Genomic DNA, 12,522 nt, shown 5'->3' on the forward strand with positions numbered 1-12,522 from the left:
AAGGGAACGACGCCGATGGCTCGACGCCTGCCGTCCGACCCGCCCGTCATCGCCGGCTTCAGCCCCGTCCACGTCCTGGGCTCCGGTGGCTTCGCGGACGTGTTCCTCTACGAACAGGACATGCCCCGCCGGCAGGTCGCGGTGAAGGTGCTCCTCGACGAGGTCGTCGACGAGCGCGTCCGTCAGATGTTCCAGGCCGAGGCGAACCTGATGGCGCGGCTCAGCACGCACCCCTCCATCCTCACGGTCCTCCAGGCGAGCATCGCGTCCGACGGTCGGCCGTACCTGGTCATGGAGCTCTGCTCGTCGTCGCTCAGCCAGCGCTACCGCCGCGAGCCGCTCCCCGTGTCCGAGGTCCTGGCCGTCGGCATCCGCATCGGGTCGGCGCTCGAGACGGCGCACCGCGAGGGCGTTCTCCACCGCGACGTGAAGCCCTCCAACATCCTGCGCACCGCGTACGGCGCACCCGTCCTGTCGGACTTCGGCATCGCCGCCACGATCGGCAGTGCCGACCCGGACGAGCCGGTGGGCATGTCGATCCCGTGGTCCGCACCCGAGGTGCTGGGCGACGAGTCGCGCGGCACCGTGCAGTCCGAGGTCTACTCGCTCGCGGCCACCGTGTACTCGCTGCTCGCGGGGCGCAGCCCCTTCGAGGTCCCCGGGGGGAAGAACTCCGCGGCGGACCTGATGGACCGGATCGACCGGGGCGGGGTGAAGCCGACCGGCCGACCCGACGTCCCGCCGTCGCTCGAGCGCCTGCTCGCGACGGCGATGTCCCGGCGGGTGTCCGCACGCCCCGCGACCGTGATGGAGTTCGTCCGCGGACTCCAACAGGTCGAGGCGGAGCTCGGGATCCCGCAGACCCCCGCAGACGTCGCCGTCGAGTCGTGGGCGGTGGCGACCCCGTCGTCCGACGCAGACCGGACGGTCGTGCGGGAACTGCAGCCGCCGTCCCGCGTCGGTGCCCGGCGGCGCACGCGTCGTGCCGTCCAGGGCGGAGCCTCGTCGGGCATCCAGAGCGTGGGGACGGTCCACCGCACCGGCTCGGCGACCGTGGCGCGCCGCCGGAGTCGCTCGACCGTCCTGGTGGCCGGCTCGGTCGGCGTCCTGGTGGTGGCGGCCCTCGCCGTCGTGAGCGTCCTGCTCGTCACGCGCGCGGGGACGGCGTCGATCCCGACGGTGCGCGACGTGACTGCGCGCGCCGGTGCCGACTCGGTGTCGTTCAGCTGGGCCGACCCCGGTCTGCGCGCCGGTGACACCTACGTCATCACGTCGTCCGGTGCGACGAGCCAGCAGACCGGCACCACCTTCGTCGTCTCCGGTGGGGCGGGGGCCGAGCAGTGCATCACGGTCGCCGTGAACCGTGACGGCAAGACGGGCGCCGCGAGCCCCGAGCAGTGCGGGACGATCGGGAGCACCGGGTGATCCGGGCGCTCCTGGCCAAGCACCGGTCGGCGGCCGTGACGATCGGCGCGTCGGTCGTCGTCGGTGCCGTGGTGGCCACCGCGGCCGTCGTGTCGACCGGGTACCACACGCAGCGCATCGACCTCGGCGACGGCACGGTGTGGGTGCCGTCCGCGCAGTACGGCGCCGTCGGACGCGCGAACACCGGCGTCCTGGCGCTCAACACCGCCGTCGAGACCCCGAGCGACGACCTCTCGGTCGTGCAGCGCGGGGCAGAGGTGTACAGCGTCGACGGGACGAAGGGGACCGTCGCGAAGGTCGACGTCGCCGACGCGACGGTGGGTGACGCGGTGACCCTCCCCGCAGGATCGCCGCAGGTGTTCTTCGCCGGTGACACGGCCGTGGTCGGGAACGGTGAGACCGGTGCGCTCTGGGCGACCCCGGCGGCCGAGCTGTCCGACCTCGACGCCTCGACCGAGCCCGACCTGACCCTCGGCGCGGACGCCGTCTTCGACGCCTCCGACCGCAGGGTCGCCGTCTACTCGCCGCGCACCGGACGGGCGTCCCTCGTCGACGTCGGGTCCGACCTGACCGTCGAGCGGCGCTGGGACGTGCGCTTCGACCGCTCGCACGAGTTCCAGGTGGCGTCCTTCGGCGACCACGTCGCCGTCCTCGACCGGACCGACGGCCGCCTCTCCGTCGACGGGGACACCGTCGACCTCGGGGACCGTGTCGGGGGAGCACCCGCGCTGCAGCGGTCGTCCGACTCGTCGTCCTCGGTCGTGGTCGCCGGCACGTCGGGCCTGGTGCGGGTGTCGGCGTCCGGCCAGGTGGACCGGACGCCGCTCGCGGTCTCCGGTCGAGCGGCTCGTCCGACGGTGGTCGGCTCGTGCACCTACGCCGCGTGGGCGGGCGGGCAGGCCATGGACTCCTGCCGGGGCAGCGGGCTGCAGCGACTGGCGCAGACCGCCGACGCCGACGACCTGCAGATCGTGCACAACGGCGACACCGTCGTGGCGAACGACCCGCGCAGCGGGCGGTCCTGGGCGATCGGCCGCAGCGGACAGCTCATCGACAACTGGGCCGACCTGGTCGACCAGGACGACGAGCGGCAGCAGGAACGGGTGTCGGACGACGACCCCCAGGTGGACAAGGACCAGAAGCCGCCGGTGGCCGTGGACGACGACCTCGGCGCACGTCCCGGCCGGACGACGAGCCTGCCGGTCCTCCTCAACGACTACGACCCGAACGGCGACCCCCTCGTCATCAGCGAGGTCGGCAGCATCCCCGACGGACAGGGCAGCGTCGCCGTGGTCGGCGACGGGCAACGGCTCCAGGTCACGCTCACCGCGGCTGCGAGCGGGTCCCTGTCCTTCCCGTACACGATCACCGACGGCAACGGCGGGTCCGCCACCGCGACCGTGCGCGTGACCGTGCGCCCCGAGTCGGAGAACGAGCCACCGCGGCAGGTGCGCAGCACCTCCGCCGACGTCGTGCAGAACGGGCACGTCGTGACGGACGTGCTGTCGGACTGGGTCGACCCCGACGGCGACCCGGTCTACCTGGAGTCGGCCTCGGCCGACGGCGACCGGGTGTCGACCACGCCGGACGGCATGCTCGACTTCCGCAACGCGAGCGGACGCACCGGTGACCGAGCCGTGCAGCTCGTCGTGAGCGACGGCCGCGACCGCGGGCGCGGGTCGATGACCGTCCGTGTCGCAGCGCAGGGGAACGTGCCGCTGCGCGCCGACGCCTTCGCGGTGCAGGGCTACGCCGGCAAGGCGTTCACCGTGCAACCGCTCGACCACGTCCGGGGTGGCAACGGCACCGTCACGCTCACCAGCGTCTCCTCGTCGAACGGACTGACGGTCACCCCCTCCTACGACGCGGGCACGTTCCGCGTGCAGGGAGCCGGCGCAGGGGACCACCAGCTCGAGTACACGGTCACCGACGGGACGAAGACCGCGAGCGGTGTCGTGCGCGTCACCGTGCTCGCGCCGCCGGACGCCTCCACGCCTCCGATCACGACGCCCAAGACGGTGTTCGTCACCACGCTCTCGACGAAGGACACCGACGTCACCGCGACGGACACCGACCCGGCCGGCGGTGTCCTCATGGTCACCGCGCTCGACGGACCCGAACGCGGCAGCGGCGTGCGCGCCAGCATCCTCGACCAGCACGTCGTCCGGGTCACCCTGACCGCGCCCCTCGACGGACCGGTGACCTTCGGCTACACGGAGTCGAACGGTCTCGCCAGCGCCAGCGGGACGATCACCGTCGTCGAGATCCCTCGGCCCGACCGGATCCAACCGCCCGTCGCGCAGTCGGACTCCGCCACCGTGCGGGTCGGGGACGTCGCCGAGATCGACGTGTTGGCGAACGACACCCAGCCCGAGGGCGAGCCGCTGACGCTCGACCCGCAGCTCGTGCAGAACGTGCCGGGTGACGGCGGCCTGCTCTTCGTGTCGGGCGACCGGCTCCGGTACCTGGCGCCGCAGACGCCCGGCAACCACACGGCGGTCTACCGGGTCCGCGGGCCGGACGGGCAGTACGCCGACGCGACCGTGTCGATCTCCGTACGTGAACGCGACGCCGCGACGAACAACCCGCCGGTCCCCGAGACCGTGACCGCGCGCGCCGTCGCGGGTCAGGCGGTGCGCATCACCGTGCCGCTGAACGGCATCGATCCCGACGGTGACTCGGTGCAGCTCGTCGGCGTCGCCGACAACCCCGAGAAGGGCTCGGTGAGCGACGTCACCGCGGACGCGCTGACGTACGACGCGGGGGACTACTCCTCCGGTACCGACGAGTTCACCTACACCGTCGTCGACGCGCTCGGTGCCCGGGCGACGGGGACGGTCCGGGTCGGCATCAGCCCCCGTGCGGAGCAGGCCACGAACCCGGTGGCCGAGGCCGACCACGTGACCATCCGGCCCGGTGGGTCCGTCACCGTCCGGGTCCTCCAGAACGACTCCGACCCGGAGGGCGGCCAGCTGACCGTCACCGCCGTCGAGCCGACCGCGGCGGGCGTCACGGCGAAGGTGCTCCAGCGCAGCCAGGTGCGGGTCACGCCACCCCGGTCGGCGACCGAGGGGGACTTCGCGGTGCTCTACACGGTCGCCAACGCGAGCGGTGGGTCGAGCACCGCCTTCCTGACCGTGACGGTCGACCGCGACGCCCCGCCGCTCCGCCCCGAGGTCGAGGACACGACGCTCGACCTGCAGGACATCCTGCGCCGCGAGAGCGTCACCGTCGACGTGCTGCAGAACGTCTTCTTCGCCGAGGGATCGACCTCGCGGCTCGAGGTCGGTGTGGTCGACGGCTACGGCGACACCGCACGGGTCACGGCCGACCGTCGCATCACGATCCGGCTGACGGACGCGTCGCAGGTGGTGCCGTTCTCGGTCGCCCGGAGCGACCACCCCGACGTGGTCGCCTACGGCTTCGTGCACGTCCCCGGGTTCGACGACGCCCTGCCGCAGGTCGACCGCAGCGCGGGTGCCGTGACGGTGAAGAGCGAGTCGACGGTGCGCATCCCGCTCGACCGGTACGTGGTGACGGCGAACGGGCGGACCGCGCAGATCACCGACCGCGGCACCGTGAAGGCGACGCACGCCGACGGACAGGACCTCGTCGTCGACCGGTCGACGCTGCAGTTCACGTCCTCGAAGCTCTACTACGGCAACGCGTCGATCTCGTTCGAGGTCACCGACGGTTCGAGTGCGAACGGCGGTAAGGGCCGTGTCGCGACGCTCGTGCTCCCCATCAAGGTCACGCCCCGGTCGAACCAGCCACCCGCGTTCACCGGGTCCTCGATCGACATGCAGCCGGGTGACACCCGCACGCTCGACCTGACGAAGCTGACGGACTACCCGTACCCGGACGACCTCGGCGAGCTCCGTTGGTCGGTCGTCAGCCGCCCGGGCTCCGGCACCACCGCGACCGTGCAGGGCCAGCAGCTCCGGGTCTCGGTGGCCGAGGACGCGCCGAAGGACACGACGGCGGCCATCGGCATCGGCGTGTCGGACGAGGCCAACCCCGGCCGTGCCGGCGTCGTCCGGGTCGGCATCGTCGGTTCCACCAGGCCGCTCGTGCAGCCGGGAGCGGACCGGGCCGTCGTCGCACGTGGGACGAGCGCGACGATCGACGTGCTGTCGAACGACCAGGCGACGAACCCCTTCCCGGACCAGCGGCTGCGGGTGGTCGCGATCCGCGGGCTCTCGGGCGGCCTCCCGGCCGGGGTGAGCGTCACGCCCAGCGCCGACCGCTCCCGGCTGCAGGTCTCCGTGGCCGGAGGAGCCCAGCCCGTCGACGCGCACCTGCAGTACCAGGTCGCCGATGCGACGAACGACCCGTCCCGGTACGTCTGGGGCGACGTGACCATCGCCGTGCAGGACGTCCCCGACGCCCCGGGTGCCCCCATCAAGACCGGGTCGTACGAACCTGGGGTGGTCCGTCTGCAGTGGTCGGCGCCGCAGGCGAACAACGCTCCGATAACGAACTACCGGGTGTCCGGCAGCGGCGACGGCGGCTCTTCGTACGCCCGCGACTGTGGCCAGGCCACCGTCTGCTCCCTGACGGACCTGGATCCTCAACAGCGGTACACGTTCCGGGTCACGGCGACGAACGCGATCGGCACCTCTTCACCGTCCACGACCAGCGCTGTCATGAGCGCCGACTACATCCCGGGTGCCCCGCAGACGGTGACGGCCGCAGCAAGCACCTCCACCCCGAACCAGATCGTCGTGTCGTGGACGCCCGTCCCGAAGCCCGGCCCAGGGAGTGCCGTGTCGAGCTACGTCGTTGTGCTCAACGGCAGCGGGGGGACGACGCGGAACGTCGCTGCCGGTACCTCGACCGCGACGTTCGACGGGCTGGCGGCGGGCGCCTCGTACTCGGCGACCGTCTACGCGAAGAACCGCGCGATCGTCGCGTCGGATGCCGACTGGAACCGATCGACGTCCGCTGATGCCGTCGCCTACGGTCAGCCGACCGCTGCGGAGATCACCGCGTCATCTCGAGCGGAGAACGGCAAGACCGTCGTCGACTGGTCAGTGACCGGAGGCAGCGCACAGGGTGGTCAGCTGACCAACACGGTGTACCGGACGAACGGAGCGGTCCCCACCACCTGCGACGCCCGCGGACTCCAAGCGGTGCAGTCGAGTCCGGACCGGAGCGTGAGCGGCAACGCTGGCGACTACCGGTACGTCGTGTTCAGCGCCAACGCCGGTGGATTCTGCGCCGTCGGCGCCTCGAACCCGGTGACGAGCTTCACTCCACCGTCGGCTCCGACGGGCGACGCCGCGTTGGTCGGTCCCGACCAGGACGGGAGCGTTCTCGTCGCAGTGCGCGCTGACGTCAGGCCGGGAGTCGACCACTACGCGTACGCGGTTAACGGCGGTTCCCCGATCCAGCTGAACGGCTCGACGATCACCCAGGGAGCCGGCTTCGGCGTCGCGAGTGACGTGGTGCTCTTCGCCTGCACCACGAACACGAACGACTACTGCTCGTCGACCGACCTCGGAACGTCCACGCCGTTCACAACGCGCGCGTCCGTTACGAGTGCCGTCGTCGGTCAGCGTCCGGTGATCAACCAGCCGGACAACGCGGGCGGCCTGACCGCGAGTGGCTACCAGATCTCGTACTGCCGACCCGGCGCGCTCGGTATCGGTGAGAGGTGCTCGGACACCAACCCGGACACCAACGCTGCGTGGACGACCCGCGACGCCGTCCCCAGCGGGTACTCGTCCATCAGGGTGAAGGCGACCGTGAAGGACGAGCAAGATCCGACCGGAGCACGCGGGTCCGTGACGAGCCCCGCCACCGGCACCACCGACCCGCCGTCCGGCACCCAGCCGAGCGACCCCGCCGCAGGCTAGGGTCACCACCCGGCAGCGATCCCGCACCCCCCTGAGAACGAGGACCCCACCGCATGAGCATGACCCCCGAGCAGGCCACCTGGTTCGCCGACGCCGCCGGCCGGATCGTGACCAACGTCGAGCAGGTGCTCCTCGGGAAGACGTTCGTCATCCGCCTCGCGGTGACGACCATGCTCAGCGAGGGACACCTCCTCCTGGAGGACGTCCCCGGAACCGGCAAGACGAGCCTCGCCCGGGCGATGGCGCAGAGCGTGCAGGGGTCGACGAACCGGATCCAGTTCACCCCGGACCTGCTGCCCGGCGACATCACCGGGATCAGCGTCTACGACCAGCGCACGCAGGAGTTCGACTTCCACCGCGGACCGGTCTTCGCCAACATCGTGCTCGCCGACGAGATCAACCGGGCCAGCCCGAAGACGCAGTCCGCACTGCTCGAGGCGATGGAGGAGTCGGCGATCACCGTCGACGGCGTGAACCACCGCCTGGCGGCACCGTTCATGGTGATCGCGACGCAGAACCCCGTCGAGCAGGCCGGCACCTACCGCCTGCCCGAGGCCCAGCTCGACCGCTTCCTCGTCCGGGCCTCGATCGGCTACCCGGACCACGCGGCCACCGTCCGGATCCTCGAGACCTCGTCCGCGCCGTCGGCCTCGGTGCCGCTGCCGAGCGTGGTCCCCGCCGCGACGGTCACCGAGATGGCCGCGCTCGCCCGCACCGTCCACGTCGACCCGACGATCGCCGACTACGTCGCGCGCCTCGTCGAGGCGACCCGTGCGGCCAGCGAGGTCCGACTCGGTGTCAGTGTCCGCGGCGCGATGGGGTTGGTGCGTGCCGCGCGCGTCTACGCCGCCGTGCAGGGTCGCCACTACGTCACCCCGGACGACGTCAAAGCCCTCGCCGTGCCGGTGCTGGCGCACCGACTCGTCCTGGACGCCGAGGCGGAGTTCGACGGGGTCAGCGCCACGAGCGTCGTGGCGCAGCTCCTGGTCGAGACCCCGCCGCCCGCCGACCGAGCGGCGTCGTGACCGACCACCGTCCCGGCAGCACCAGGACGCAACGCGGCAGCACGCGGTCCCGTCGCGGGTCCGCCGCGTCCGAGCGGACGACGACGGTCGCCGGGCTCACGAACGTCCGGACCCGGCTCGTCGGTGACCGCGAGGGCGTCGCCGCCGACGCGGTCGTCGGGATCGCCAAGGCCTGGGCGACGGCCTGGAGGACCGTGCGACGGCTCTGGGGCGAGGTCGCCTCGGTGGTCACCGGCCTCGGATGGACGGTTGCCGCCGTCACGCTCGTCGCCTTCGTGGTGGGCTACCGCTTCGGGCTGCGCGAGGTCGTCGTGGTCGGCTTCGCCGGAGCGGTGCTCGCCGTCGTGGCCGCCGTCGCACTCATCGGGCGGACGCGGCTGGTCGTCCGCATGCGGCTTCCGCAGCACCGGGTGGCCGTCGGCGACGACGCCGGCGTGGTGGTGACCGCCGAGAACCCGGCGCGACTGCCGTCGGTGCCCACCACGGTCGAGCTGCCGGTCGGTGCCGGTCTGGTCGACGTCGCCGTGCCCTCCGTCGCGCCCGGGGGCGCGTTCGAGGAGCAGGTACCCGTGCCGACGGTCCGGCGCGGCGTGCTCGACGTGGGGCCGGTCACGGGCGTGCGTGCGGACCCCGTCGGGCTCGTGCGCCGCGAGGTCGTCTGGACCGGACGGGAGCAGGTCATCGTGCACCCGCGCACGATCGCGATCCCGTCGACGAGCACCGGGCTCGTGCGTGACCTCGAGGGGCAGGCGACGACCGACCTCTCCCCGGCCGACATCGCCTTCCACGCCGTCCGCGAGTACGTCCCCGGTGACGACCCCCGCACGATCCACTGGAAGTCGACCGCGAAGTCGGGCGCGCTCATGGTCCGCCAGTTCGAGGACACCCGGCGGTCGCACCTCGTGGTGGCCCTGGCGACCCGACGAGCCGAGTTCGCCGACGACGACGAGTTCGAGCTCGCCGTGAGCGCGGCCGCCTCGCTCGGCGCGCGTGCTGTCCGGGACGGCCGCGACGTCTCCGTCGTGGTGTCCGAGCGCACCCCCGAGTACGCGAAGCGTCCGGTCTGGGCGGTGCACCGACTCGCCACCGTCACACCCACCAGGCTGCTCGACGAGTTCGCGACGGTGGGACTGTCCGACGCCTGCCTGCCCGTCGCCGAGGTCGCGCGGATCGTCGGCAACGACACCGCGGGGATCTCGGTCGCCTTCCTGGTCGTGGGCTCGACGGTCGGGCTGCCCGCCCTCCGACTCGCCGCGACGCGTTTCCCGGTCGGGGTCGAGGTGGTGGCCGTCACGTGCGAGCCCGAGGCGCAGCCGCGCGTGCTGCGCGTGGCGGGCCTCACCGTCCTGACCATCGGCTACCTCGAGGACCTCCGCCAGGCCCTGCACCGATCGGCGGCCGCCGCGTGAGTGCCGCGACGCCGCCCGTCAGACGGCCCGGGGGCCGCCGCGCGACCCGTCGGGCAGCACGTCGACGCGGGCCGTCGCGGATGATCGGCGGGACGCTCGTCGTCTGGCTCCTCGTCGCCATGGCGAGCACGGCGTGGTGGCCGGTCCACCGTGACGTCTCGATGGTCACCGCCGGTGTCACCGCGGTCGTCGCGGGGACCGCCGTCGCGTTGGCCGGCGCCCTCGGACGGCTGCCGGCGGCGGTCGTCGGCGTCCTGACCGTGGCCGTCTTCACCGTGACCGGGGTGCCGGTCGCGGTGCCCGCAGAGGCCGCGGGGCTGCTGCCGACCGGGCCGGGTCTCGTCGACCTCTTCGCCGGCGTCGCGCTCGACTGGAAGCGGCTGGTCACCGTCAGCCTGCCGGTCGGCTCCTACGAGTCCCTGCTCGTCCCGTACTTCGTGACGACCCTGGTCGCCACGGTGACGGCCGTGACCGTGGCGACCCGTGCCTCCCGGCCGGAGACCGCGAGCATCCCGGCACTCGTCCTGTTCGCGGCCGGTGTGGTCGTCGGCCCCGCTCGGCTCGACGTGTCGGTCGCGACCGGGGTGGCACTCGGCGGGATCGCCCTCGTCTGGGCGCTCGTCGTCCGCCACTCCCGCCGGGCCGTCGCCGTCGCGACGACCGTCGGCGACCGCGTCCCGGTGTGGCGTTCCGTGGCGCGTCCCGCGCTCGTCGGCACCGGGACCGTGCTGGCTGCCGCGGTCGTCGCGACCGGCCTCGGGCTGGTCGCGCCGCCGACGGTCGGCCGCACCGTCGCGCGGACCGAGGTGGTGAAGCCGTTCGATCCCCGCGACGAGGTCAGCCCGCTGAGCGCCTTCCGGGCGTACGAGGAGGCCGGTGCGGCCGACACGGCCCAGTTGCGCGTCTCCGGCCTCCCACAGGGCGGCTTCGTGCGGATCGCGACCCTCGACACCTACGACGGGGTGGTCTTCCGGGTCGGCGGTGCCGACGGGGCCTCGGCCTCCGGCACCTTCGAACGGGTCCCGACGACCGTCGACGTCGGTGGGGTGAACGGGAGCGACGTCCGGGTCGGGGTCGACGTCGACGCCTACCGCGGCGTCTGGTTGCCGACGGTCGGCGACCTGGAGTCGGTGACGTTCCGCGGCGACGGTGCCGAACGCGCGCGCCGGTCGTTCTACTACGACCGTGCGACGTCGACGGGTGCGGTCGTCGGCGGGGTCGGGACGGGGACCCGTTACGACCTCGACGCGGTGCTGCCCGACCAGCCGGACGACCAGCAGCTCGCCGCGGCGCGGCCCGGGACGGCGGAGGTCCCCTCGGCAACCGGGGTGCCGGACGCGGTGCGGGAGCGGGTCGAGTCGACCACCGCCGACGCCCGGACGGACGGTGCGAAGCTCGTCGCCGCCGTCCGGTGGCTCACCAGCACCGGCTACGTCAGTCACGGCGTGGGCGACGAGCGTGCCAGCCGCTCCGGTCACGGCGCCGATCGCATCCAGGAGCTCCTCACCGCGCCGGTCATGATCGGCGACCAGGAGCAGTACGCGGTGGCCGCCGCACTCATGGCGCGGCAGATCGGGTTCCCGTCCCGCGTCGTGATGGGCTTCACACCGGGCGGCGACGCCGGCGCATCGTCGGGGCCGACGTCGAGCGCCGGCGGGACGACGACCCTGCGCGGGTCCGACGTGACGGCGCGGGTCGAGGTGGACACGGCGCAGTGGGGGTGGGTCACGCTCAACCCGAACCCCGTCGTCCGGGAGATCCCGGACGAGCAGGACCAGACGCCGCAACCGGTCACGCGTCCGGAGACGGTCGTCCCGCCGCCGCCCGTCGAACAGCAGGACCAGGACCAGCAGGCGCCGCCCCAGACCGACCGCGAGACACCGCCGGTGCCGCCGCTGTGGCTGCAGCTGCTGCTCGCCGCCCTGCCGTGGGTCCTCGCGACGCTGGGCTTCGTCGCCCTCGTGCTCCTGCCCTTCGCGGTCGTGCTGCTCTGCAAGCGGGTGCGGCGGAGACGCCGACGCAGGGCCCCGACCCCGCGCGCCCGGGTCACCGGGGCTTGGGACGAGTACCGGGACGCGCTGCTCGACCGGGGACACGCCGTGCCCGGTGGTGCGACCCGTCGCGAGGCGGTCGCCGGTGCTCCCGGTCGCGGCGGGACCGGACTGGCGGCGCTGGCGGACCGCAGCGTCTTCGGGCCGGACGACGTCGACCCGGGGACCGCGGACCGGATGTGGTCGGCGACGGAGGACGCGATCGCGAGTCTCGGCGAGGGACGGTCCCGGCGTGAGCGTCTCCGGGCGGCGGTGTCGTTGCGGTCCCTCCGCTCCGGTGTCCGCCGACCGAAGGGGCGTCCGGGATCGGAGCGGGCCGCTGCCGACACGACGGACGCGGTGGTCGGGGACCGCGACGGCCAGGGGCGTCCCGGGGCCCGTGACTACGATGGTCCGCAGGCCGGCGAGCGTCGTGGACGGCCGAGTGAGGACAGAGGCGAACCGTGATCAGATGCGAACACTGCGGGTCGATGCTGCCCGACGGCGCGATCTTCTGCGGTGAGTGCGGGCGGTCGGTGAACGTCTCCGCGAACCGCCGGCCCGCCCCGGCGGCGCCCGCGGACGACACTCCGCCGCCGCCGCTCCGTCAGCCCGACCAGTACGGTCGGCGTCCCGACCCGGCAGCCGAGGCCTGGAGGCAGCGGGCACCGTCCCCAGGTCGGCTCGCCGCCGCCGATGGGCCGGTCCGGCTCGACGACCCTCGTCACATGAGACGGTCACCGTTCCTCCTCCCCCGACCCGAGCGGCCGTTCGG

Annotated in this window: 6 protein-coding genes; all 6 read left to right on the top strand. The window is 73.2% G+C overall.

All coding sequences use genetic code 11. The features are described from left to right. The first annotated feature begins 15 nt into the window (after positions 1-15). Positions 16-1,425, top strand: a complete 1,410-nt coding sequence (locus tag D8M35_RS08220) for a serine/threonine-protein kinase (RefSeq protein WP_126891413.1) — start codon at positions 16-18, stop codon at positions 1,423-1,425. After that, entirely contained in the window at positions 1,398-7,283 is a 5,886-nt protein-coding gene (locus D8M35_RS08225) for an Ig-like domain-containing protein (RefSeq protein ID WP_126891414.1), read from the top strand. The genes D8M35_RS08220 and D8M35_RS08225 overlap by 28 nt, the downstream gene beginning before the upstream one ends. A gap of 53 nt (positions 7,284-7,336) precedes the next feature. Further along, positions 7,337-8,308: a MoxR family ATPase gene (locus D8M35_RS08230; protein ID WP_126891415.1), complete on the top strand. Its 972-nt coding sequence runs from the start codon at positions 7,337-7,339 to the stop codon at positions 8,306-8,308. Continuing rightward, positions 8,305-9,717: a DUF58 domain-containing protein gene (locus D8M35_RS08235; RefSeq protein WP_126891416.1), complete on the top strand. Its 1,413-nt coding sequence runs from the start codon at positions 8,305-8,307 to the stop codon at positions 9,715-9,717. Before D8M35_RS08230 ends, D8M35_RS08235 begins: the two co-directional genes overlap by 4 nt. An 80-nt stretch (positions 9,718-9,797) precedes the next feature. Next, positions 9,798-12,215, top strand: a complete 2,418-nt coding sequence (locus D8M35_RS08240) for a transglutaminase domain-containing protein (RefSeq protein ID WP_126891417.1) — start codon at positions 9,798-9,800, stop codon at positions 12,213-12,215. Continuing rightward, the coding region (locus D8M35_RS17285; protein ID WP_148113342.1) for a zinc ribbon domain-containing protein at positions 12,212-12,522 on the top strand (311 nt) is incomplete at its 3' end. The genes D8M35_RS08240 and D8M35_RS17285, both read left to right, overlap by 4 nt.

Origin of the sequence: Curtobacterium sp. HSID17257 (assembly GCF_003989515.1) — a bacterium.
Lineage (GTDB): Bacteria > Actinomycetota > Actinomycetes > Actinomycetales > Microbacteriaceae > Curtobacterium.

Coding starts and splice junctions, on each gene's coding strand:
- D8M35_RS08230 (WP_126891415.1), top strand. CDS start 7,337: ATGAGCATGACCCCCGAGCAGGCCACCTGGTTCGCCGACGCCGCCGGC.
- D8M35_RS08240 (WP_126891417.1), top strand. CDS start 9,798: ATGATCGGCGGGACGCTCGTCGTCTGGCTCCTCGTCGCCATGGCGAGC.
- D8M35_RS08220 (WP_126891413.1), top strand. CDS start 16: ATGGCTCGACGCCTGCCGTCCGACCCGCCCGTCATCGCCGGCTTCAGC.